Consider the following 23,291-nt stretch of genomic DNA (forward strand, 5'->3'; position numbering starts at 1 on the left):
TTCGAGTGGCAGCGCTGATCGGCCGTGAACGTGAGATGGCGGCGATCAATGAGGTGCTCGACGAAGTAGCCGACGGTGTCGGCCGGGTGGTCGCGCTGGCAGGGGAAGCGGGTGTCGGCAAGTCCCGTCTCGCCATGACTCTTTTGGACATGGCCGCGCGCCGTGGATTCCGGGGCCTTCGCGGCACGGCGTGTGCGTACCAATCGGACTTGTCGTACGCGCCGGTTGTGGAAGCGTTGCGGCCCTTGATCCGTGCGGCAGCGGAACCGACTGACCTCGGGCGTTTGTTCGGCGGGATGTCCACGGCACCCGCACTCGGTGATGCCGGACTGGAGCGGACTCGGTTGTTCGAGGCGATCGCCTCGCTGGTCGCAGATGCGGCGGAGCAGCAACCGGTGGTGATGCTCGTGGATGACGTGCACTGGGCGGATCCGAGCTCTTTGGACGTATTGCATTACCTGGGACGGGCGGCCGCGCACACCAAGTGCCTGATCGTGTTCACCTACCGTCCGAGCGAGGCGAGCGCGGCAGTACGGGCGATGCTCGTGTCGCTGCGGCGCGGTGGCTGGTTGGTCGAAGTGCCTGTGTTGCCGTTGTCTCCGGTTGGGGTGGCTGCGATGGTGGCCGAGTTGCTCGGTGACTCGCCGCCCACGCCGGTGTTGGAGTTGCTGACGGACAAGTCGCGTGGCGTGGCGTTGTTCGTGAAGGAGTTGACGCTCGCGTTGCGGGAAGGCGGGCAACTGTTTCGCAGCGCGGGGCGTTGGGTGCTCGGTCCCGACGCCGCTGGCGCTGTGCCAACGAGTGTCGTGGAGTTGTTCGAAGAGCGCGTGGACAGTCTGGATGCGACGGACCGTGCCGTGCTCGAGGCAGTCAGCGTCTGCGCCGACGCCGCGACCGCGGACGTCCTGGGCGCAGTTTGTTCCGCCATTGACCTCCCCGGAAGCCTTACGCGGCTCAGAACATTCCTCATCGAGGACGTGGCCGACGGCGAAGTTCTCTATCGCACGGTCCACCCGCTGCTCGCGGAGGCCGTGTACGCCCGACTGACACCATCAGCCCGCCAGCCGTATCACGCAGCCGCGGCGGACGCGATCGCCCGTCGGAGTCCTGTGGCCGTCAGTCGACTCGCCCATCACGTCGGGCTGGCCGGAACGGCGATCGAACCGGCACGCGCGTTGGAGACTCTCGCGGCAGGTGCTGAACACGCGGTGGCCCGTCGCGCCGGAGATGAGGGACTGCAGCACGCCCGGGCGGCGTTGAAGCTCGCGAAGCGTCTCGGCCGCGTCGACCTCGTGCCGCAATTGCTGACGTGGCTTGCCGAATCCGCGTCCTTCACCGGGCGGACCGATGAAGCCGTCGCGGCGTGGTGGGACGCGGCCGTGGACGCGACCGATCCGCATGAGCGTGCTCGTTGCCTGATGCGGCTCGCGCAGGCGGAGACCGATGCCGGGCAGTTGGTCGAAGCGCAGGACCACCTCATCCAAGCCGCTGACGTACTCGGTGATCTGGACGCGACCGAACTGCGGATCGAGATCGCCCAGATCGCACTGGTCCTGCACACTCGCCGGGACGAGCTGCCCGCGGTCCTCGCCGAAGTCGCGGAACTGGAACGGATCGGCGCGTGTTCGGGACACCCCAAGGCATTGGCTCTCGCCCGCTACGGCAGGCTCGAACTGACCCGGTACGGTGTCGGCACGGTTGAAGAGTCTGAAGTGGATGAATCAATCGCGGAGATCACCGCGTTGGCCGATGCCGAGCTCGTGGTCACGTTGCACCTCATTTCGATTGGCACGGCACTTGGCCGTGGCGAGCACGCGGCGGTCGTACGCCGGGTTGCCCTCGCCATCGAGCGGGCACGCACCGCCAACCTGCCGATGCTCGAAGTGCTGCCCACCGCGTTCTGTGCGCTCGCTCAGTTCCAGGCGGGCGCGTGGGACAGTGCGCTCGCGTTGGCCGACCGGGCGTTGGCGTTGGGGCACCGGTTCAACGTGTCACGCGGGATCTCGCTCGCCTTGGCCGCGCGAGCGATGGTGTTGCTACACCGGGGTGACGTGGCCGAGGCCGAATCGTGCCTCGCGGAGGCTTCCGCCAACTATCGCGACCGGCGGCTGGGACGGCTGTTGGACGTGATCGCAGCTCAGGCAGCGCTCGCTCGGGACGACAGGGCAACTGCCGCCCGGTTGGCGCCGACGACCGGGCCGTACGCGATGCCCGTGCTGCATCTGCAAGTGCGCGCCGACCTGGGTGACGACGTGCTCGACGAACTCGACAAGCTCGGTTTTCCCTACGCCGCCGCAGTCGCCGGCTGGCGACGCGGACTTTTCACCCAAGCGGCTGATGCCCTGGACTCGCTTGGCCTTCCGTTCGACGCGGCCGCGTGCCAGTTGGACCGCGCGAACGTGGTGGCCGCGACGGACCCGGATACCGCCATCGCGGCGGCGACCCGTGCGCTGGCAGTCTTCGACGACCTTGACGCCGTGGCGAAATCGGCCCAAGCTCGCCGGTTGCTCCGGCGTCTCGGGGCACGGCCCAAGCCGAAGGACCGGCCGGCGGGGCAGTTGAGTGCCCGCGAAGCCGAGGTCGCATCACTTGTCGCACAAGGTTTGTCCAACGCCGCTGTGGCCAAGCAGCTTTTCCTCAGCCCACGTACTGTAACCACACACCTGGAGAAGATCTACCGACGCCTCGGGTTGAAGTCACGCCAGGAACTCGCCCGGTACATCCGCTCGTCGAATACGTAATCGCACACCGCCGATACGTATGCCGACCGATGGTGCCCGAGCCCGTTGGCTCAGCATGCTGTGTCCATGCCGAGCATCGAGCCGCCGCCGGGCTTCTGGGTCAGGGAATCCGGACACGCCCCACTTCCTGTGACCCCGCTGACCAGGCCGTTCTGGCAGCACCGGAAATGGCTGCGGGTGGTCGCCGGCGAGATGGGCTTCCTGTTCGACACACTCGACGTGCAGGAGATCGGCGGCTGGCTGTACCTGCGGGTGGTGCCGCTGGTCGACAAGGTCGGCACGCCGCCACCCGCGTCACTGGTACCCGATCTGTACACGACGATTCCCAAGCTGCGGCAACGGGTCCATGCGGGCATCACCGCGGTGCGGACCGATGTCGCGGGCGAACTCGTGTGTCGCTGGCGTGACCGATGGCGTGCTGAGCTGTCCCAGCGCATTGCCGCGCTGCAGAACGTGGATCTTGAGGCGTTGACCGACGATGAGCTCGCCAAGCACTACGAGTCGGCGCTGGCGCTCAGCGATGACGGCAGCCAGATCCACTTCCGCTTGTGGGGCGCGGTTGTGGTGGCGCTCGGCATGTTCGACGCCACCTGTCGCGAGCTCCTCGGCTGGGACGTCGGCCGCAGCATCGAGTTGCTGGCGGGTACGTCCACCAGTTCCACAGAACCCGCGTTGGCGCTGGAATCGGTGCGTACCGAGGCTGATTTCGCCGAGTACGTGCAGCGGTTCGGCCATCGAGCGCTCACATACGACCTTGCTGATCCGACACTGGCCGAACGGCCTGAAGTCCTGCATGACCTGGTGCGCGACCGACGCGCCCATGATCCGGCCAAGGCGCGTGCGCGAGCCGGGCAACTGCTCAACCAGGTACCTCGCAGCCAGCGCTTCGATGAGGACTACGCGCGGGCCCTGGCGGCCTATCCGGTCCGTGAGGAGAACGAGGTCCTGACCATCAGCACTCCGCTCGCCTTGCTGCGAATCGCGGCGCTTGTCGCCGGGCGCAGGCTTGCGGAACGTGGCCAGCTCGACGAGACCGATGACGTGTTCTTCCTTGAAGTATCCGAGCTCCTCGCTGCGCTCCGCGACGGCGATGATCAGCGCGCCGAGGCCCGCAGACGCCGCGGTGAGCGAGCGTGGGCGCTGGCCAACCCCGGCCCCGCGACCTACGGAGCGCCAGCACCTCCGCTGCCTATGGACACACTGCCGAAAGCGGCACGACAGGTGAATGAGGCCTTCTGGTGGGCGCTCGACCAGATCGCCGCGCCCGCCGGGAATACGCGGACGCACGTGACCGGCAGCGTCACGATCACCGGAGTCCCCGCGTCGGCAGGAAAGTACGGCGGCCCGGTGCGCGTGATCCGTGACGGGAACGACTTCGACAAGTTGCGTGCGGGCGATGTCGTCGTTTGCCCGGTCCTGCCGCCGGTCTGGTCGGTGCTGCTCGGCAGCGCGGGCGCGCTTGTCACCGACCAGGGAGGGCCTCTTTCCCATTCCGCGATCATCGCCCGCGAGTTCGGGATCCCTGCTGTTGTCGCGACGGGGGACGCGACCAGCCAAGTACGTGACGGTCAGATCGTCACTGTGGACGGCTCCGGCGGAACCGTCCATCTGTCCACAAAGTAACTAGGGGAGTGCGTGATGACAGCGAGCAGCTTGAGTGCTGCCGAGAAACAGTTGGTTCTCGACATGCACAACCAGTACCGCAGTGAGGTGGGACTGCCTGGGCTGGTGTGGGACGACGGGTTGGCCAGCGGGGCACAGGACTGGGCCGACCGCATCGCCAACGGCGACATGGTCCATTCGGACACGCCGTACGGCGAGAACATCTCCCGCGCCGACACCCTGCAATGGGCGATCGAAGGCATGTACGAAGAACGGGAGCTGTACCACGGCGAGACGGCCTACGGCAACAAACCGTGGGGCCACTACACACAAATGGTGTGGAAGGACACCAAGAAGATCGGTGTCGGCGGCTACAACAGGACAGACGGCACCACGTTGTACGTCTTCCGGTACGACCCGCCGGGCAACTACGGTGGCCAGGCAGCGCCATTCTCGAACCAGGCCACGGTAGGCCCGGTCGGTGTCGCCTCAGCGACCTTCGACGACACCGAGCAGGCGAAGGCGCTGGAACAGAAGGGCAAGCGCCTCACGAAGCTGGTTCTGCGCTGGGGTGACGTTGTCGACAGCATAACGGCGGTCTACGGAGACGAAGCCCTTGGCGAGCACGGCGGCCGCGGAATCCCGCCGGAGACGGGCACGATCAGCGAGGTACCGATCGCCCGGCACGACCCGATCGTCGAAGTCGCCGGATTCCACGGGAAGTGGTTCGTCGGTCACTACGTCCAGCAGATGAGCTTCAAGACCAAGCTCGGCAAGACCTACGGCCCGTTCGGCTCGCGGAACCACGCGGACACCTCGGCAGCGTTCAGCCTGAAAATCCCGGAATGGCACCGTATTCGCGCGCTGTTCGGGTCGGTGACCCCGGCGAACAACAACGCTTCGAAGGTACTGGGCCAGATCGGGTTCGCCCTCGCGCCCGCCAGCGCCTTGTTCCCGAAACCCACCGTGGGCCTTGGCATCCTGGAGGGCGACAACCAAACCGCGAAGAAGCCGCCTGGCTCTGGCGTGGTGTTCCCGCGGCTGCTGCGGGTGCGGGTCAGCGAGGCAAACCTTGTCCCGGTCGCCGGTGTGACGGTGACCTTCGCGGCGGCGGGCGCAGGTGCCCGCGCCGCGCTGGATGGCGGCAGGCCGGCACAGAGCGTGCAGGTCAAGACGGATCAAGACGGCACCGCTTCGGCACTTGGCGTCGCCGATGCCCTCGGCACCATTCAGGTCACGGCCACAGTGGACACCGGGCCCGAACCGCGCACGGTCACGTTCTCGCTGACCGCTGTGAACTGATCAGTGCCCAGTCGCAGGCCGGCAGCCACACGTCCTCGGGTCGCGGCGGCTGATAGGTGTGCCGGACATAGCTGATCAGCTTGGGCAGGGCCGAATGTGGCTTGCGGCGATGCCACAGCAGCGACGACAGGTAGCACGGCCGCGGCGGGTCGACCGGGATGCGCACGACACCCGGGTATTCCGGCAGCCTGCAGGACTCGCCGACCAGGCTGAGCAGGTCCGTCGGCCCGGTGAACCGGTGGACGAAGTCCTCCCAGCCGAAATCGGGTCCGCGGGTGTCGATGCGCAATCCGAATTCGGCCGCGACGTGCTCGTAGAAATCCGCCCACTCGCTGCCGGGGACATTTCCCGGCATCCAGATCGTCCACTCGGACAATTCGGCCATCGACACGCTCCGCCTTTTCGCGAGCGGGTGGCCTGCGTTCGCGAGGACCTCGACGGGGTCGAAGCACGCCGGAACGCTGGTGATCCCGTCCTGGTCCAACGACCCGAGTACGCGGGCGAACGCCGCGTCGATCGTGCCCGCCTTCAGGGACTCCCGTGCGACTCGCAACCCGCGCGAGGTCACGATCTCCAGCTCCACATCGGTTGTGCCGTGAAACCCGCGCAGTACTTCCGTGGCGGCGATCCGTGTGTCGAGTACGTCTACTCGCAGCGGCAATCGCTTGCGGCGCAACATGTCTGCCGTTTGGTCGGCAATGGCCAGCAGGTTGCGGGCGTGCGGGAGGAACGCGGCGCCCTCCTTGGACAGCGTTGTGCCGGAGCGCAGCCGGGACAGCAGGACGGTGCCGAAGTCCGCTTCGAGCTTGGCGATGCGTCGTGACACGGCCTGCTGGGTGATGCCGAGTTCGGCGGCGGCCTCGCCGAAGTGCTTGTAGTCCGCGACGGCGACGAAGGCGCGTATCGCTGCCAGATCAAGGTCGCTCACACCCGCACACGGTAGACGACAATTGTTGGTTGTGGCGGTGAGCGTGTCGTTTGTTTGATCCGGCTCGGTGTTCTCGGCTCGAATACCCGCCGTGTCCTCGTTTGTTCATCTGCATGTCCACACCGAATACTCGATGCTCGACGGCGCGGCGAAGATAGGCCCGCTTTTCGCCGAGGCCGCGCGGCTGGGCATGCCCGCCGTGGGTATGACCGACCACGGCAACATGTACGGCGCCGACGAGTTCTACCAAGTCGCCACCAAGACCGGCATCAAGCCGATCATCGGCATCGAGGCGTACGTCGCTCCTGGCAGCAGGCACCACAAGAAACCCGTGTTCTGGGGCCAGGGCGACGGTGATGTGTCCGGCGGAGGCGCGTACACGCACATGACCATGGTGGCTCGCAACGCGACGGGCCTGCGGAACCTGTTCAAGCTGTCCTCCCTGGCGAGCATGGAGGGGTACTACCGCAAACCGCGGATGGACCGGGACCTGATCGCCGAGCACGCCGACGGGATCATCGCGACAACCGGGTGCCCGTCCGGCGAGGTGCAGACCCGGCTGCGGCTGGGACAGCGCGAAGAAGCACTGAAAGCGGCCGCCGACTATCGCGACATCTTCGGCCCGGGCAACTTCTTCCTCGAGTTGATGGACCACGACTTGGCGATCGAGAAGGTGGTCCGTGACGGGCTGCTGGAGGTCGGCGCCCAGCTCGGCCTGAAACCCCTTGCCACCAACGACTCGCACTACGTCAGCAAGGGCCAGGCCGAGGCGCACTCGGCGTTGTTGTGCGTGCAGTCAGGCAAGACACTCGACGACCCGGCCAGGTTCAAGTTCGACGGCGACGGCTACTACCTGAAGTCCGCCGATGAGATGCGCGCGTACTGGGATGCCGAGGTTCCAGGCGCGGCGGACAACACTTTGCTTGTCGCCGAACGGGTCGAGTCGTACGCCGAGGTGTGGCAGCATCGCGACCGGATGCCGCTCTACGAGCCGCCCGATGGCCATGACGTGCAGTCCTGGTTCCGCGCCGAGGTCATGCGCGGGTTGACCTGGCGGTTGCCCGGTGGCGTGCCGGACGAGTACGTCAAGCGCGCCGACTACGAGATCGATGTCATTGTCCAGAAAGGGTTTCCGGCGTACTTCCTGATCACCGCGGACCTGATGAACCACGCGCGCGAGGTGGGCATCCGGGTCGGACCCGGCCGTGGATCGGCGGCGGGGTCCCTGGTGGCGTACGCGATGGGCATCACCAATCTCGACCCGATCGAGCACGGCCTGTTGTTCGAGCGGTTCCTCAACCCGGAACGCGTGTCCATGCCCGACATCGACATGGACTTCGACGACCGCCGTCGTGGCGAAATGGTCCGGTACGCGACGGAGAAGTACGGCGCCGACCGGATCGCCCAGGTGATCACGTTCGGCAAGATCAAGACCAAGGCCGCGATCAAGGACGCCGCCCGGGTCCACTTCGGACAAGCCGGGTACGCCATCGCCGACCGGATCTCCAAAGCACTCCCGCCGCCGGTCGCGGCCAAGGACATCCCGCTGTCCGGGATCACCGACCCGAAGCACGAACGCTATCCGGAAGCCGCCGAAGTCCGTGCGCTGATCGACACCGACGGCGACGTCTCGACCATCTTCCAGACCGCGCGCGGACTGGAAGGGCTGATCCGCAACGCGGGTGTGCACGCCTGTGCGGTGATCATGTCATCGGAGCCGCTGCTCGACGTGATTCCGTTGTGGCGCAGGGACGACGGTTCGGTGATCACCGGCTGGGACTATCCGTCCTGTGAAGCCATCGGGCTGCTCAAGATGGACTTCCTCGGCCTGCGGAACCTCACGGTCATCGGGGACGCGATCGACAACATCGAAGCCAACAGGGGCGAGACGATCGACCTCGACTCGCTCAAAACCGACGACGCGAAGACCTACGAACTGCTGTCACGAGGCGACAGCCTGGGTGTGTTCCAGCTCGACGGCGGCGCCATGCGCGACCTGTTGCGCCGCATGCGGCCGACCGGATTCGAGGACATCGTCGCGGTCAATGCGCTGTACCGCCCGGGTCCGATGGCGATGAACACGCACAACAACTACGCGGACCGCAAGAACGGCCGCCAGCAGATCGAGCCGATCCACCGCGAGCTGGCCGAGCCACTGCGTGACATCCTCGCCGAGACACACGGTCTGGTCGTCTACCAGGAACAGATCATGCAGATCGCCCAACGCGTCGCGGGTTTCTCGATGGGCCGCGCGGACGTCCTGCGCCGGGCGATGGGCAAGAAGAAGAAAGAAGTACTGGAAAAGGAGTTCGAGGGCTTCCGGGAAGGCATGCGTGTCAACGGTTTCTCCGACGAGGCCGTCCAGGCCTTGTGGGACACGATCCTGCCGTTCGCCGGCTACGCGTTCAACAAGTCGCACGCGGCCGGATATGCCCTCGTCGGCTACTGGACCGCGTATCTGAAGGCGAACTATCCGGCCGAGTACATGGCGGCACTGCTGACTTCGGTGTCGGACAACAAGGACAAGTCCGCCGTCTACCTGTCGGAGTGCCGTCAGCTGGGGATCAAGGTGATGCCGCCGGACGTCAACGAGTCGTCGCCGCGGTTCGCCGCGGTCGGCGACGACATCCGGTTCGGGCTCGGCGCGGTCCGCAACGTCGGCGCGAACGTGGTCGACTCGATCGTCCAAACCCGTACCAGAAAAGGGAAATACACGTCCTTCAGCGACTTCGTCGAGAAGTCCGAGCTGGTGTGCTGCAACAAGCGTGTCCTGGAATCGCTGATCAAGGCGGGTGCGTTCGACTCCTTCGGCCACCGCCGCAAGGCCCTCATGGACGTGCACGAGGACGCTGTGGACGCTGTCATCGGGCTCAAACGCCGCCAGGCAATGGGACAGTTCGACTTGTTCGGCGGCTCGCCCGGCACACCGGAGTCCTCACCGCTGGCACATCTGCGGCTCGGCGCTGACGAGTGGCCCCGCAAGCACTTGCTCGGACTCGAACGGGAAATGCTGGGCCTGTACGTCTCCGCCCACCCACTCGACGGTGCCGATCACGTACTGCGGCGCCATGCCCCGAAGCCGATCGCGGCTCTGCTGGCCAATCCGCCGCGAGAAGGCGAGGTCACGGTCGCCGGGATGATCTCCGCGCTGGAACGGCGGGTCACCAAGAAGGGCGAGAGCTGGGCGATCGCCGTGGTGGAGGACCTGGACGCCGCGGTCGAGGTGTTGTTCTTCCCCAAGAGCTACGGCGTGCTGGCCGCCGAGTTGGTCGAGGACTCGGTCGTCCTGGTCAAAGGCCGCGTGAACTGGCGAGAGGACAAGATGGCCGTATTCGGCTCCGACCTGGTGACACTGGATGTGACAACAGCGGACGAGCCACCGCTGACCCTGGAGGTGAACGCCTCCGGCGTGCACAGCGACATGGTGGCCGAGCTGCGATCGACCTTACGAGCCCACCGCGGGAGTACTCCCGTGCGGATAGTCGTCTGCCACGCGGATCGACGCACGATGCTCGCGGTCGACGACTATCCGGTCACGGTCAGCTCGGCGCTGCTGGCTGAGCTCCGCTCAGTCCGTGGCGTCAAGACCCTGGGCTGATGCCAGCTTCTCGTAGCCGACAAGGCGGACACACGTCGCCACACCCGCGATGGCCACCTCGATGTCCTCAAGGGACGGAAATGTCGGGGCGATCCGGATGACCCGGTCCTGCGGGTCGTCCATGTACGGGTGCGTCGAACCGGCCGGGGTCAACGCGATACCGGCCTCAGCTGCCTTGCGGACGATCTCCTTGGCGCAGCCGTCCGGGACGTTGAGCGTGATGAAATACCCGCCCTTGGGCCGTGACCACGTCGCGAGGCCCTTGAGTTGCTGGTCGAAGATGTTCAGCACGGCGTCGAACTTCGGCTGGATCAGCTCGCGGTGCTTGCGCATGTGCTCCCGGACGCCGTCGGCGTCCTTCAGGAACAGCGCGTGCCGCAGGTGGTTGGTCTTGTCCGGGCCGATGGTCCGCGCGGCGGTGCAGTGCAGCAGCCACTTCACGTTCGCCTCGGACGAACCGAAGAACGCCACACCGGCACCGGCCCAGGTGATCTTCGAGGTGGAGCCGTAGATGAAGGCCCGGTCGGGGTTCCCGGCATCGGCGCAGGCCGTGAGGATGTCGGCGACCTGGACTTCCTCGTCGGTCAGGTGGTGCACGGCGTACGCGTTGTCCCAGAAGATCCGGAAGTCCGGCGCCGCGGTCTTCATCGAGGCGAGCCTGCGCACGGTCTCGTCGCTGTAGGTCGTGCCGTCCGGGTTGCTGTACTTCGGTACGCACCAGATGCCCTTGATCCCGGGATCGGTGCTGACCAGCCGCTCGACTTCGGCCATGTCCGGGCCGTCGGCGGTCATCGGCACCGGGATCATCTCGATGCCGTAGCGCTCGCAGATGGTGAAGTGCCGGTCATAGCCGGGCACCGGGCAGATGAACGCGATCCGCTCCTCGTTCGACCAGCGGCGCTGCCCGCCGGGCAGCGGGTACATCAGCGCGAACACGATGCTGTCGTGCATCAGCTCGAGGCTGGAGTTGCCCTGCGCCAGCAGCTGGCTCGCCGGCACCTGCAGCAGCTCGCCGAAAATCTCCCTGAGCTCCGGCAACCCTTGCTGCCCACCGTAGTTGCGGGTGTCGGTGCCGTCGGCGGCCTTGTACTGCTCGCCAGGCAGCGCCAGCATGGCATTGGCCAGCTGCACCTGCTGAGCCGACGGCTTGCCCCGGGTCAGATCCAGCTTGAGCTTCTTGTCCAGCAGCGCGGCGTAGTCCTGCCGTGCGGCTTGCAGACTGGCGGACAACTCGGCGTTCACAGGTGCGGTCACGAGTGGACGCTATCAAGCTGCGCCGGTTCCGTAGAATCGGCCAGCGGAGCACCTGGCCGAACAAGAAGGGGAGGCCTTGTGGGCGAGGGTCGGCTACGGGCGAAGACCGCCAACTTTTTCGTGAGATGGGTTCATCGCAGGCGGTATTACGCCTTCGTCGCGGCCGTCCTGGTCGTGGCGACGATCGTGCTGCTGCTGATCGCTCTGGGGCTGGACAAGTACGGCGAGAACCTCAGCCTCAACCTCGGCGCCGACCTGATCGGCACCATCGTGGTGCTGTTCCTGATCGCCCCGTTCATGACCAAGGCCGACCGGCTCAACGAGGCCGTACTGGATCGCTTCAACCACCGTGCCTTCATCCGGCAGGCCGCGGGCGCCCGGCACCGGATCATGATCATGGAACTGTGGACGGACCTGCTGCAGGGCGGCTACCAGGAGGAATTCCTCAGCGCCGTCAGGGAAGTGCTTGACCGCAAGGTGGAAGTGCGGATCCTGTTGCTCGACCCGGACGCGCGGGCGGCCGAGCAGCGGGCGGACGATCTGTTGCAGCAGACCGACGTCGTCGACAACATCCTGGACAACCTGCGCGTGCTCAACGAGTTCAAACGCGACCTGCCCGAACGGATGCGCCGCTATCTCGACGTGCGGATCTATTCGGCGCTGCCGCCGGTGCAGATGTACCGGGTGGACGATCACGTGATCGTCTCGTTCTACCCGGTGAACATGACCTCGTGGAACGCCGCGCAGTACCAGACCAGCCCGCAGGCGCAGCTCGGCCAGTTCGTCGGGACGAAGTTCGACGAGCTGTGGGAGGCCCGCAGCACCCGGTGGCTTGACCAGTTCTGGACGCTCACCCTTGACGACAAGAACGAGCGGTACGAAGCGCGGTTCGTGGAAATCGACGACCAGTTCTACGTCAGTGGCCGTGCCATCGTCGAGCACAACCTGCGCAACGGGATCGACGGCTTGCCGGTGCGGATCGTCAACGACAACGCCAAAGGCGAGGTGCACCGCTCCAAGTCGTTCCTGCTGACCCCGCTCGACCAGAGCTCAGCCGACCTGGCGATGGCGCTGGACCACTTCAACCGCAAGTACGGCCACACGCATCAGGACGTGATCCTCAAGCTGACACCGTCACCGGAGTAAGCACGCGCGAGGCGTCGCGGGTGGAAACGCGTGTGCATCGGGTGCCGCCGGCCGGTGAACGCGGCGAGCACCGCGTCCGCGACGTCAGGCGATTGGGTGAACCCGCCGGTGTTGTGCCCGCCGGTGACCACCAGCGTGCCGCCGCCCGCGGTCACCATCGTCTCGAAAACACCGAGGCAGGACGCGGTCCACGGCCGGACACAGATCCGGCGGCTGGCCGCGAGCATGCCCGTCTCGAGCGCCGCGGCGTAGGCCTTCGGGAAGAACCGGCGGATGGTGTCGGCCAACGCCTCGAACAGCATCTCCAGCTCGGTCGAGTCGATGTTGGCCGGATCCGTCCCGGTCCAGCCGTATCCCGCGCCGCAGATCAGGATCGGCTCGCCGTCAGGGCCGGTCCCGAGCGTCACGTTGGTCTCCTCGGCCCGGTGGCCCTTGCGGGCGATCTTCACCGAGTGGTCCAGCCGCGGCTCGACGTTGGGCACGGTCAGCCAGACGCCGAGCATGCCCATGATCTGGCCGTGCGAAGCCGTGCCACGCAACAACTCTTCGCCGTACGCACCGGGGGAGAGCACGTAGTGGTCGGCCCTGAGCACTTCGCCGTCGCGCAAAACACCGTCAGGGACACCGGGTTGGGCCCAGTTGATGCCGGTGATCGTGGTGTCCCAGTGGAACGTGACGCCTTGCGCGGCCAGCAGGTCGACCAAGCGGGCCAGGAACTGGTGGATGTTCACGGTGAACCCGACGACCTCGATACCCCCTGCCACCGGGGCGTCCGCCAGCGACGGATAGCCGGCCCGCACTTGGTCAGGAGTCAGGACTCGCCGAGTCGCGCCGATTCGTTCGTTGCGGTCGACGTGCCAGCGGTAGTAGTCGTCATCGGTGTAGAGCCGCAGAATGCCGTCGCGATATCCGTCGAACAAACCGGGATCCGAGGCCATCAGCCGGTCCCAGCCCACCCCGGCGGCCCGGTTGGCGTCGAAGATGTCCTGCGTGTAGCTCGCCGCGAGCCAGCCGGGCATCCGGTGGAAGTCGGCGGCCCATGCCAATTCCTGTGTGGACAGACCACCCGGCTTGGCCACCAGCCAGCCGTGGTCGGTGACCGACCGGGTGAGCAGGTCGTTGGTGGGCCACGACCGGCTGTTGTAGCTGTCAGCCTCGGTGAGGGTGAACATGCGGCCGTCGCCGCCACCCCTGGTGCATCCGTAGGCCGTCCAATCGGCATCGCCGCGGGGATCCGGCGCCCGCTCGAACACTTCGACGCGGTATCCGGCGCGAACCAGTGTCAGTGCCGTCATCAGGTTCACGATGCCCGCGCCGACCAGTGCGACGTTGGTGCCGTTCGTCCCCACCGGGACCTCAACGCCGTCAGCTAACTCCCGCTCGGCCGCGGCCAAAGCCGCATCCACGTCACCTTCAGGCACCGTTCCGCCCTCGCTCGCACTCAGGAGAAGATCCTACTGTGCGGCGCCGCGAGCAGGCGTTGAGCGGGGCGGATCCTGACTTGCCCGGGCCGCTGCGCGCGCTGATCCTTTAGGCGGTACTGTGATCGCCCTCGCACGTATCCCGAGTTCAGCTGGATGCCAATGTCATGGACCGCGCACGGTGTCTGTGTGATTCGCCCGCCGGTGAATTACTGGACTGGCGGTTGGGTTTAGCCCACCACGTACGAGTGAACTAGGGGTTTCCCGATCGGGTGTCCCATGCATTCTGTATATGACAGGTGTCATCTTACCGATAAATCGATCATCCCTCAGTGTGGCGGGTAGGGTAGCATGTTCGGAATGGGCCCGACGGGCGTCAAGCGTAATGCCGACTGCGAGTGGGACGACTTCGATCCCGAAGCTTATTACAACCATAACTACCGTGACCTGAGAGAAGATGATCGGTACATCATCGAGCAGGTACGAGATCATTTCTCGGCGGTCTTCGGTAACGGCGTGCCTGACCACGGGTTGCGGGGAATCGACGTCGGAACGGGCTCCAATCTCTACCCAGCGCTGACAATGCTCCCGTTTTGCGCGGAGCTGACCTTGTACGAGCGCTCGATGAACAACATCAGGTGGCTGGAGAAGCAGAAGAGCAACGACTGTCCGTCGTGGGCCGACTCGTGGCACAAGTTCTGGGACGTGCTGGTCGAGCGGCCCGCCTATTGGCAGGTCGCCAATCCGGCCATCCAATTGGCCAAACTGATGGATCCGGTACCGGGCAGCGTATACGAGCTGGCCCCGGATACTCCATATGATGTAGGCACAATGTTCTTTGTGGCCGAATCGATCACCGCCGAGCAAGCGGAGTTTCGGTCAGGAATGGATCATTTCCTGGACGCGCTCGCGCCGGGTGCGCCGTTCGCGATCGCGTTCATGGAACACTCGTCCGGTTATGAAGTCGGTGATCACCAATTTCCGGCCACCGATGTCGACAGGGCGAAGGTGAGCGACTGCCTTCGCGATCGGGTGCGCGATGTGCGGATCAAACACATCGGCCGGGGGACCAATCCGGTTCGCAACGGCTACTCCGGCATGCTGATCGCGCTGGGCAGGGTGAACGGCGGTTTGGACGAGGGGACTAGGACACCGGCATGAGACTGCAGCCCCGTCAACAGATCTTGGACGTATGGAGATCCGTAGCGCAGTATTCGCGCAGGGGCGGCACATGGAACTGGGGTGGGCGCCAGCAGCGCAATTCCATCTCGGACGCGGAACAACTGTTGTGTTTGATGTATCCGGCGGCGGTGGTCAGCAACCTGCGGCTGGACGAGCCCGACTCGACCGCCACCGACGTGCTGGAGTCGTTGCGCAAACTCGGCGACGGGGTGGAGGTCCCCAAGCTGCTGATCGACGTGATCAGCGAGTACATGACCACCTACACGGCCGAGGACGGCACGCCCACCTTCGGCGGTGGCCGCTACTTCCTGAGTGCTGACCCCGAGGGTGAGCTGACCGACAAGCAGCTGTCGCTCGGCGTGGTCGACTCGTTCGCCACGGCGATCACCCTTTCGCTGGCCACGCTCGGTTTCCTCAAGGTGTTCAGCCGGTCGGTCCGCCGGCAGGCGATGAAGGACAAGATCGAGACCCTTGAGGCCGCGACCAGCAAGCGGCTGTCCGCGGCCATGGTCGGCCTGCTGCGGTGTTTCAGCGTCTACGTCTTCGAGCCGGACTCAAGCCCGGGACGGGCGTTGTGCGGCACGCTCAACCAGCAGGGCGAACCGGCCCGGCTGGTGCTGGAACGGATCCAGGAGCGACTCGAAGGTGTCCGGGCCAGCTTCCGTGAGGCCAAACTCGGCCTGAGCCAGGACGACGCGCTCGACAACCCGAACATGCTCTTCGAATGCGGGTTCTCGTGGGGCATCGTGCGGGACGCGCCGGTCATCGACACCACTGAACCGGTCGGCGACCAGCCCGACGGCGTGGCACTGGGCGCGCCCTACCTGTACTTCACGGTGGTCGCGCTCGACGGCATCAGCGACCTGTTCTCCGACCGGACACGTGTTCTCGGTCTGCTGAACGAAGAGCAGCAACGGCTCGCGCAGGCGCTACAGCTGCGGTGGGACCTCACGCTCGAGTACTGGTCGGCGGTCGCGCGGTTCGGCGGGGGGAAGTGGCCGTTGGAGGACATTCCCTGGCGTACCACCGACGAGGAGGAGTCCGACTACTTCAGTCTTCTGGTCACCGCCGTGGTACTGCTGGACCTGCTGCGGCGCAGGGCCACCGACGACGACCTGACCAGAACGGTCAAGGTGCTCGAGGAACTCGCCATCCGCGGCCGGGTCAACCGCCGGGTGATCAAAGGCGACGCGGCCATCGGCCTGCACGCCCCAGGCGTCTCGTTGAAGCTGTCCGGTGCGGAGAAGTTCGGGCCCGAGGCGAAATGGGTGGTGTCGGACTTCGCCGTGCTGCTGTTGAAACGCGCTGTGCGTGCCGCGGGGCTGTCGCGTAACCGCGGCGCGCGGGACAGGCTGCTGGACGTGGCCGAGGAAGCGCTTGGACACGTGTGGAAGCGGCGGTTGACCGACGGGCCGGCGCAGGGCCTGTGGGACGACCCCGGTCAGGTGTTCCCCGGTGTGGTCGTCGACAAGCAACTGCCTTCCTGGTACCTCACCGAGCGCGTGATCGAATGCCTCGTGCTGGCGGCGAGTACGGTCAGTGAATCGCCGATCCGCAGCCCGAGACTGGTGGAGATCGCGACGGACCTGCTCGGCGAGGCCGACCAGTTGTTCAGCCAGGAACAGCTCGCCGCGTCCCAGCACGAGAACTCCGCGATGCAGGCGGCGATGCAACGCATCCAGGGCAAGCTCGCCCGTGCCCGCCAGCTGCTGCAGGAACGTCCTGGCACGGCGGCCGCGTTGATCTACGAAGCGTTGGGAGACCTCGACCAGCGGGCTGTGGCCCGCCAGGACGCGATCAGGAGCGTGTGACGATGCTCGTGTTCGCCACGTCCGACAAGGGCGGCACCGGTCGTTCGGTGACCAGCTGCAACATGGCGTACCAGCGCGCTCTGCAGGGCAGCGATGTGTGCTATGTGGACTTCGACTTCGGCAGCCCGACCGCTGGCGCGGTCTTCCAGGTGACCGACGTCGAACGGGGCACTTCGGACGGTGGCCTGCATTCCTATCTGCAGGGCCGGATCACCGAGCCGGACCGGGTGGACATCTGGTCCACAACGGACAGGCAGAACCTCGTCGACGACTTCGCGTCGCCCGGCAAGTTCGTGTTGTACCCGGGCGACAAGAGCGGCGGGGAGTTCGCGGCGTCGCCGGAAGCCGTGCGGCGCTGCACCGAACTGTTCGTCCGGCTGGAGGAAGAGTTCGAGATCAGCCTGATCGACCTGAGCGCGGGCCGGTCGCACGCGATCGACATGGCGCTGGAGGCCACGGCACAGGCCGGGCTGCGCAAGACGACAGCCCGGTGGATGGTCTTCCACCGCTGGACCCGTCAGCACATCATCGCCGCGCACGGCTTGGTGTTCGGCGATCACGGCATTCTGCGGACCGGCGTTGCCTACGGGCACAAGGAAGACGATCTGCGGGATGCCGTCAGGTTCGTCCGCACCGCGACACTGGATCTGGACTCGCCGAACCTGAACCTGCGTGATCCCCAGATCGCCTGGCTGGAGACCTGCGACCAGGGACTGCGGGCCGAGGCCGCGCGCAAGTCCCTCGGCAGCAGCACACTGCTCGGCCACACCCCGCTCGATCCGGTGCTGCAGTGGCGGGAACAGCTGATCTCCAAGGACGACGTGTTCAAGAAGATCGCCAACGAGGAGACCCTTGCCGCGTTCGAGGACCTCGCGCGCAAGCTGACCGAGGACCGCGCGTGGGAGGGTCTGTGAGCCAGATCGACGCGACGTTCCGGGAGACGGCGGCCGAGTCGCGGTTGGAATCGGAACCGTTGTCGCACATGTCTGTCGAACTCGGCCACCTCTACATGGAGGACTTCGCGGCAGGCGAAGACCGCTTGCACTCGTTGCTGAGCCGTGTGGTGCCGTGGGTGGACGTGGCCAGCCGTACCGACGCCGCGAAGCCACGGGTCAGTACGTGTTTCCTGATCGACGACTACTTCAGGCGGTACTCGACGCCCGCGGAAGTCGTGCCGATGTTGCTTGGTGTCGCGTCTGAGTGCGGGCTGCGCATCGACTATCTGGCAAGGGAATCGGCGTGCGCGGTGTCCGACGGCGTGCCGTTGGCCGAACTTGTCGAAGCACGGCTGACTCCGGTCCCTCCCGTGGGCACCAACGGTTCCCGGCCGCCAGTCACCGAAGTGGGCTGGCTGAGCAATGGCCAGCGCTCACCGGCCGACAGCGAGGCGATGCGTCGCTCGGCGTGGGAGCCGCCGGTGGAGATCGGCGCCCGCAACCATTCGGTGTTCGTCGACGTCGAGCTGTGGGGCGAGCGCAAGGACGGCGAACGCAAGTGGTCCTGTGCGTTCCTCGCGGCCGTCTGGCAGTTGCTGCGGCTCGGTCTGATTCGCGACCACGGCCGCAGCGTCGTGCGGCCCGCGCTCTGGCTCGCCGACTTCCCGGCGACATGGGATGAATTGCCCGCGGTCACCCAGCTGAATCCGGATGCCAAGCCATTCGCCGCATACCGGACATTCTCGGTGCTGCCTTCCCGGTTCCTCCAGGTGGAGAACGCGGTGCGGATCATTCTCTCCCAAGTGTCGATCAATCCGCGGCTGCTCGATCATATATTCGGCCGGGCCGAAGCCGAGGGGATGCGTATTCCGAGGGAATTGATCGACAGAGCGGGTTATGTCTTCTTCAACGAGTGATGCAACCCCTGGACCGTTTGGAGGGTGCAGATGCTCATATTGGGGGAAATACGCACGTGCCTGCTGCGTAGCTCTTCGAGTGTGCGCAAGAATGTCGTCGGTGAGCTGCTGCGGCTGATACCGGGGGAACCGGTGCGGTTGGCCGAGCGGCCCATCGCGCACGCCGTTTCCTCCGATGTGATCAGGGGTGTCGATTGTTCGTTGCCAACCGAATCCGGCACCAGGGCGCGAGGTATCGGCACAGTCAGCGGGCGTGCGCTGATCAGCGCGGGCCGCGTGCTGCAGGGTTCGGTCACGGCCAGAATTCAGCGCGCGAAGTTCGGCCACCGGCTCGCCTGGGCGCACTATCTGAGCAAACCCGGTGTTGTTGAAATGATCGGACGAGCAAGTGCCGCGGATGTCGCCGAGGGATTTCTGACGAAGTCGCCCAGTGCGCAGACACTTGATCTCGGCGCGGTCGGTGATTCGATCATCAGCCGGGTGCAGGTGCATCCGGGCATGGATCATGCTTTTCCCTTCCATTCCGCGCGCACGGTTATGCGCTGGGCTGCGCTCGCGGTTGACGACGCGGCCGATGGGCATGTCACGTTCACGGTGGAAAGTGACACGCTCAGGTCGATTTTCGTGTCACTTTCGGAAAAAGATCTGCCATCGGCCGTTCGTTTTTGTGAAGATGTCGCATTGCACGATTGGGTGCTCACCACGTTGCTGCGGATCGTGGAACGGAGTGGTCTTGGCTCCGGCGGCGATGGCGAGGTGATAAAACGCCTGCGTCCAGCGGTCGACCACGTGATGCACGTGTGGATGCCTGCCTTCCACGTACCGGACTCGATGCGGCCGTTGTGGCAGGCGCTGGACCGGCGGACCGGGTTCAGCCTGCAGCGTGACGCCACGGTCAGCCGGATCCGCGACCTGCTCACTATGCGCTCAGTGCTCGCCATGCACGACGCGGACCCGGTTCGCCGAGGCGAACCCCAACAGTCGGGAGGCGTTGGTGGGAAAAAATGACGTCCGCACCTCGGTACTCCGCAAGATCACGGTCACATCGGTGATCGGTGGCATCACCTTCCCGCTGACCAACTTCCTGTTCGACTCGCTGACCGCGCAGCTGATCGGCGCGGTCAGCGTCGGCGCGGTCACCCTCGTCGTGCAATTCCTGATGGACTTCGAACGGCGGCTCGGCTCGGTGGAGGACAGTCAGAGCGAGCAGACCGAGGACATCCGCAGGGCACTCGACGAGGGCTTCGCCAAAGTCAGTGCGGCGACACAGCTGTGCGCCCAGCTGGAAGCGGCCGGGATGCGCACCGAGGCCTTGGGGCGGCTGGTCGCGCAGGCCGCGGAGATGGAGCACGTCTCGTCGAACCTGCAGCGGGGGTTCATCGACACCGAGATGGACCGGGTGACGTACGTCCTGCACGCCTTCGGCGAGAAAGAGGCCACGTACAACGGTGAGGACCGGGAGTGGCTGCTCGGGCTGACCCGCAACGTCACCAAGTCGATCGACGCGATCAGCACGTCCACCGCGGACGCGGGCCGCACGGAGTTCGAGAACGGCTTCTGGGGATCGAACCTCGGCCGGTATTACCTTGCCGCGCAACAGGACGCGGTCTGCAAGGGGATCCGGGTCCGCCGGATCTTCGTCGTGCACAGTGCGGAGAGCATCGACGACCACGGACTGCTTTCGGTGTGCCGCACCCAGGCGTCACTGGGGATCGAAGTGCGGGTGCTGGACATCACGAACGTGCCGAGCACGCCGACGAGCAATTCGATACTGCACGACTTCATCCTGTTCGACGACGAGCTGAGCTACGACGTCGTCACCGCGGAGGGCTCGGCTCCGTCGATCCTGTGCACCCGGCTGGTTCTGCGGGAGGAGGAGATCAAGAAACGCCGGGACCGCTTCCGGCACTTCTGGGACTGGGCCACTCCATTGTCTATTGTGGACGATCGGCTGGCTGGCCGGGTGTTGCGGAGGCAGGGATGATGCCCGTCGCCAAGATCGTCGACCAGGACGTGATGATCCGGGCCGCGGGCGAGGCCGATCTGGCCGACCTCGGCGAGTTGGACACGGAGATATTCGGCGAGCTCGCGTATCCGCCTTTCGTGCTGCGCCAGTGGTTTGACCTCTACCGGGGGTGGTGGCTGGTGGCCGAGCACCCGGATGGCCTGCGCGGCTATTCCTTGGGCGTGCCTGTCTTCGACCGCAGTCGCGGTTGGTTGCTCGGATTGGGCGTCAGGCAGGAGTTCTGGGGACGTGGTTACGGGCGTTCGCTGACCGTCAACTCGATGCGGTTGCTCGAAGGAGTCGGGGTGCGGGAGGTGCATCTGACCGTCGAGCCCGGCAACCGCCCGGCGATCGCGTTGTACCAGGACCTCGGCTTCGCGGTGGATCGCTTGGTCAAGGACTACCTCGGCCCCGGCCACGACCGGCTGCTGATGATCGCGGCCCTGCGTTCCGGGTAACGGGTTTCCGTGCTGCGCAAGGTCATCATCACGTCGGTCGTCGGCGGATGCGCCTACTTGCTGGCCACGCTGGTCCTCGATTCACTTGCCGCCCAGCTCATCGTGGCGGCTGGTGTCGGTGCGGTCAGCCTGATGGTCCAGTTCCTGATCGGCTTCGAGCGACGGCTGGCCGCGGTCGAGGACGGCCAGCACGGCCAGACGGCCACCCTGCAGCGCGCGGTCCGTCAGGGGTTCGCCAAGGTCAGCGCGGCGACCCAGTTGCTGGCGCGGCTTGAAGCGGCCGAGTCGAAGAACAACGCCATCGGGCGCTTGGTCGGGCAAGCGGCGGCGATCGAGCCCGGTGCGTCCCCGCTGCTGGTGAAGTTCGTCGAGACCGAGATGAACCGGATGACGGAGTTCCTGCACTCGGTCGAGCACCAGGAACTCACCTACGACGGCGAGGACCGGGAGTGGCTGCTCGGGCTGACATGTAACGCGACCAGTTCGATCAACGCGATCAGTCTGTGCACAGTGGACGCCGACAAGCCCGGTTTCTGGGCGCAGCCCCTCGGTCTGGACTACCTGGCGGCCCAGCAGGTGGCGATCCAGCGAGGCGTGCGAATCCGGCGGCTGTTCGTGGTCCATGGCCCCGAACACGTTGACGACCGGAGCTTGCGGATGGTGTACGAGTCGCAGGCCTCGGTGGGTATCGAGGTCCGTGTGCTGAACGCGACCGACATGCCGCTGGCCGACTTCGCCGTGTTCGACGACGTGGTGAGCTACGAGGTCGTCTCCGGCCCTCGGTTCGCGGGCGCCGATCCGGTGATCTTGTGTACCCGGCTGGTGTTCCGGCCAGACGACGTCAGCAGGCAGATGGAGCGGTTCCGGGACTTCTGGCAGCGCGCGCGACCGTACGGTCAGTCCCGGGCATTGAACGACTCCTGAGCTGCCAGCACCTGGGGCATGCGGTCCTGCAGCAGGCCGATCAGCTCAAGCACCTTGTCGGCCATCTCGCGGCCGAGGTCAGTGAGGCTGTACTCGACATGCAGGCGGTTGGTGGTCTGCACGTCGCGGCGGACGAACCCGTCGCGCTCCAGCGCCTGCAACGCCTGGGCCAGCATCTTCTGGCTGACGCCCTCGACCCGCCTGGCCAGTGCGTTGAAGCGCATCGGGCCGTCGGCCAGCGCGCCGAGCGCCAGCAGGCCCCATCGGTTGGTGATGTGGTCCAGCGTCGGCCGGGACGGGCACGCGCGCCCGAACACGTCGTACTCGATGGTTTCTTCCCCGGACATGCCTCAATGGTACCTAACTCACATCGGTATCTGAGGCATTGCGGTTTCTAATAGTTACTGCAATCCTTTGGATACCGAGAGAGAGGACCACCGATGCTCGACCGTCGTTCACTCATCACCAACGGGGGCGCCGCCGCGTTCGGCGCGCTCGCATTAGCCGCCGTCACCGGCGGCGCACACGCTGCCGAGGCCGCGCCAGCCGGATACAACCCGTGGGTCCCGATGCCTGACCCGGCCACCACGCCCGTGCCCAACCCGCCGTTCGCGAAGGACCTCACCCGCGAGGAGCGCCGCAACCTCGAGACGTTCGACGAGCTCGACTTCGACGTCTTCACCCACGAGAAGTGGGCACGGCTCGGCGAGAGCCACGCGCGCCACATCCGCGTGCACTGGCCAGACGGCCACTACACCGACGGCATCGACCGGCACATCCAGGACCTGAAAGCGCTGTTCGTCTGGGCGCCGGACACCCGGATCCACTCGCACTACCTGCGTGTCGCCCAGGGCGGGCTGACCGCTGTCGCCGGCGTCATGCAGGGCACCTTCACCCAGCCGATGCCCGACGGCAAGGGCGGTTTCATCCAGCCGACCGGCAAGAAGTACGCGATCAACATGGCCACCATCGGCCTGTGGAACAAGCGCGGCACGATGGACGAGGAGTTCCTGTTCTGGGACAACCAGACCTTCTTCCAGCAAATCGGACTCGGCTGACCCGGCACG

At 65.9% G+C, this 23,291-nt stretch carries 18 protein-coding genes; 14 read left to right on the top strand and 4 right to left on the bottom strand.

What is annotated here, in order from left to right; all coding sequences use genetic code 11:
* The first annotated feature begins 5 nt into the window (after positions 1 to 5).
* The 3 genes from B9C43_RS01380 (at position 6) to B9C43_RS01390 (ending at position 5,645) form a co-directional block, all read left to right on the top strand.
* The gene (locus B9C43_RS01380; RefSeq protein WP_084424240.1) at positions 6 to 2,741 is read left to right on the top strand and encodes an ATP-binding protein; all 2,736 of its coding nucleotides are present in this window, start codon (positions 6 to 8) and stop codon (positions 2,739 to 2,741) included.
* Positions 2,742 to 2,807: 66 nt separating this feature from the next.
* Positions 2,808 to 4,364 carry a PEP-utilizing enzyme gene (locus B9C43_RS01385; protein ID WP_084424241.1) on the top strand — a complete coding sequence of 519 codons (1,557 nt, stop codon included), beginning with the start codon at positions 2,808 to 2,810 and terminating at the stop codon, positions 4,362 to 4,364.
* A gap of 15 nt (positions 4,365 to 4,379) precedes the next feature.
* Positions 4,380 to 5,645, top strand: a complete 1,266-nt coding sequence (locus B9C43_RS01390) for a CAP domain-containing protein (RefSeq protein ID WP_084424242.1) — start codon at positions 4,380 to 4,382, stop codon at positions 5,643 to 5,645.
* Here the strand turns inward: B9C43_RS01390 and B9C43_RS01395 are convergent.
* Positions 5,617 to 6,573, bottom strand: coding sequence for a LysR family transcriptional regulator (locus tag B9C43_RS01395; protein WP_084424243.1), 957 nt, complete (start codon positions 6,571 to 6,573; stop codon positions 5,617 to 5,619). The genes B9C43_RS01390 and B9C43_RS01395 overlap by 29 nt on opposite strands.
* Positions 6,574 to 6,706: 133 nt before the next feature.
* On the opposite strand from B9C43_RS01395, the gene dnaE reads away from it, so the two are divergent.
* Complete coding sequence (gene dnaE, locus B9C43_RS01400; RefSeq protein ID WP_235038516.1) at positions 6,707 to 10,171, top strand: DNA polymerase III subunit alpha; 3,465 nt, start codon at positions 6,707 to 6,709, stop codon at positions 10,169 to 10,171.
* Here the strand turns inward: dnaE and B9C43_RS01405 are convergent.
* Complete coding sequence (locus tag B9C43_RS01405; RefSeq protein ID WP_084424245.1) at positions 10,142 to 11,425, bottom strand: aspartate aminotransferase type Ic; 1,284 nt, start codon at positions 11,423 to 11,425, stop codon at positions 10,142 to 10,144. The genes dnaE and B9C43_RS01405 overlap by 30 nt on opposite strands.
* A gap of 120 nt (positions 11,426 to 11,545) precedes the next feature.
* On the opposite strand from B9C43_RS01405, the gene B9C43_RS01410 reads away from it, so the two are divergent.
* Entirely contained in the window at positions 11,546 to 12,571 is a 1,026-nt protein-coding gene (locus tag B9C43_RS01410) for a hypothetical protein (protein ID WP_143446007.1), read from the top strand.
* On the opposite strand, the gene B9C43_RS01415 is transcribed toward B9C43_RS01410, so the two are convergent.
* On the bottom strand, positions 12,532 to 13,992 hold the full coding sequence (locus B9C43_RS01415) for an NAD(P)/FAD-dependent oxidoreductase (RefSeq protein WP_084424246.1): 1,461 nt from the start codon (positions 13,990 to 13,992) through the stop codon (positions 12,532 to 12,534). The two genes, B9C43_RS01410 and B9C43_RS01415, sit on opposite strands and share 40 nt — an antisense overlap.
* A 360-nt stretch (positions 13,993 to 14,352) precedes the next feature.
* On the opposite strand from B9C43_RS01415, the gene B9C43_RS01420 reads away from it, so the two are divergent.
* From B9C43_RS01420 to B9C43_RS01455, 8 genes are read left to right on the top strand one after another with little or no spacing between them, the layout of a single operon-like run.
* A complete protein-coding gene (locus B9C43_RS01420; protein WP_143446009.1) occupies positions 14,353 to 15,153 on the top strand; it encodes an SCO2525 family SAM-dependent methyltransferase in 801 nt (266 codons plus the stop codon).
* On the top strand, positions 15,150 to 16,985 hold the full coding sequence (locus tag B9C43_RS01425) for an SCO2524 family protein (RefSeq protein ID WP_033393064.1): 1,836 nt from the start codon (positions 15,150 to 15,152) through the stop codon (positions 16,983 to 16,985). The genes B9C43_RS01420 and B9C43_RS01425 overlap by 4 nt, the downstream gene beginning before the upstream one ends.
* A 2-nt stretch (positions 16,986 to 16,987) precedes the next feature.
* Positions 16,988 to 17,899, top strand: coding sequence for an SCO2523 family variant P-loop protein (locus tag B9C43_RS01430; RefSeq protein WP_084424248.1), 912 nt, complete (start codon positions 16,988 to 16,990; stop codon positions 17,897 to 17,899).
* Entirely contained in the window at positions 17,896 to 18,837 is a 942-nt protein-coding gene (locus B9C43_RS01435; RefSeq protein ID WP_200825392.1) for an SCO2522 family protein, read from the top strand. Before B9C43_RS01430 ends, B9C43_RS01435 begins: the two co-directional genes overlap by 4 nt.
* A gap of 30 nt (positions 18,838 to 18,867) precedes the next feature.
* Positions 18,868 to 19,845, top strand: coding sequence for an SCO2521 family protein (locus tag B9C43_RS01440; protein ID WP_235038388.1), 978 nt, complete (start codon positions 18,868 to 18,870; stop codon positions 19,843 to 19,845).
* Entirely contained in the window at positions 19,832 to 20,821 is a 990-nt protein-coding gene (locus B9C43_RS01445) for a DUF6879 family protein (RefSeq protein ID WP_084424250.1), read from the top strand. Before B9C43_RS01440 ends, B9C43_RS01445 begins: the two co-directional genes overlap by 14 nt.
* Positions 20,821 to 21,300, top strand: a complete 480-nt coding sequence (locus B9C43_RS01450) for a GNAT family N-acetyltransferase (protein ID WP_051897784.1) — start codon at positions 20,821 to 20,823, stop codon at positions 21,298 to 21,300. Before B9C43_RS01445 ends, B9C43_RS01450 begins: the two co-directional genes overlap by 1 nt.
* Positions 21,301 to 21,309: 9 nt before the next feature.
* Positions 21,310 to 22,224, top strand: a complete 915-nt coding sequence (locus B9C43_RS01455) for a DUF6879 family protein (protein ID WP_084424252.1) — start codon at positions 21,310 to 21,312, stop codon at positions 22,222 to 22,224.
* Here the strand turns inward: B9C43_RS01455 and B9C43_RS01460 are convergent.
* Positions 22,197 to 22,571, bottom strand: coding sequence for a winged helix-turn-helix transcriptional regulator (locus B9C43_RS01460; RefSeq protein WP_033393066.1), 375 nt, complete (start codon positions 22,569 to 22,571; stop codon positions 22,197 to 22,199). The two genes, B9C43_RS01455 and B9C43_RS01460, sit on opposite strands and share 28 nt — an antisense overlap.
* A gap of 93 nt (positions 22,572 to 22,664) precedes the next feature.
* Between B9C43_RS01460 and B9C43_RS01465 the strand changes: the two genes are divergently transcribed.
* On the top strand, positions 22,665 to 23,282 hold the full coding sequence (locus B9C43_RS01465; protein ID WP_084424253.1) for an ester cyclase: 618 nt from the start codon (positions 22,665 to 22,667) through the stop codon (positions 23,280 to 23,282).
* Positions 23,283 to 23,291: the final 9 nt, after the last annotated feature.

This window comes from Kibdelosporangium aridum, assembly GCF_900176515.1.
Lineage (GTDB): Bacteria > Actinomycetota > Actinomycetes > Mycobacteriales > Pseudonocardiaceae > Kibdelosporangium > Kibdelosporangium aridum.

Excerpts from the sequence above, each read along its gene's own strand:
- B9C43_RS01385 (WP_084424241.1), top strand. The coding sequence starts at position 2,808 with ATGCCGAGCATCGAGCCGCCGCCGGGCTTCTGGGTCAGGGAATCCGGA.
- B9C43_RS01390 (WP_084424242.1), top strand. The coding sequence starts at position 4,380 with ATGACAGCGAGCAGCTTGAGTGCTGCCGAGAAACAGTTGGTTCTCGAC.
- dnaE (WP_235038516.1), top strand. The coding sequence starts at position 6,707 with ATGCTCGACGGCGCGGCGAAGATAGGCCCGCTTTTCGCCGAGGCCGCG.
- B9C43_RS01420 (WP_143446009.1), top strand. The coding sequence starts at position 14,353 with ATGGGCCCGACGGGCGTCAAGCGTAATGCCGACTGCGAGTGGGACGAC.
- B9C43_RS01425 (WP_033393064.1), top strand. The coding sequence starts at position 15,150 with ATGAGACTGCAGCCCCGTCAACAGATCTTGGACGTATGGAGATCCGTA.
- B9C43_RS01430 (WP_084424248.1), top strand. The coding sequence starts at position 16,988 with ATGCTCGTGTTCGCCACGTCCGACAAGGGCGGCACCGGTCGTTCGGTG.
- B9C43_RS01440 (WP_235038388.1), top strand. The coding sequence starts at position 18,868 with ATGCTCATATTGGGGGAAATACGCACGTGCCTGCTGCGTAGCTCTTCG.
- B9C43_RS01450 (WP_051897784.1), top strand. The coding sequence starts at position 20,821 with ATGCCCGTCGCCAAGATCGTCGACCAGGACGTGATGATCCGGGCCGCG.
- B9C43_RS01460 (WP_033393066.1), bottom strand. The coding sequence starts at position 22,571 with ATGTCCGGGGAAGAAACCATCGAGTACGACGTGTTCGGGCGCGCGTGC.
- B9C43_RS01465 (WP_084424253.1), top strand. The coding sequence starts at position 22,665 with ATGCTCGACCGTCGTTCACTCATCACCAACGGGGGCGCCGCCGCGTTC.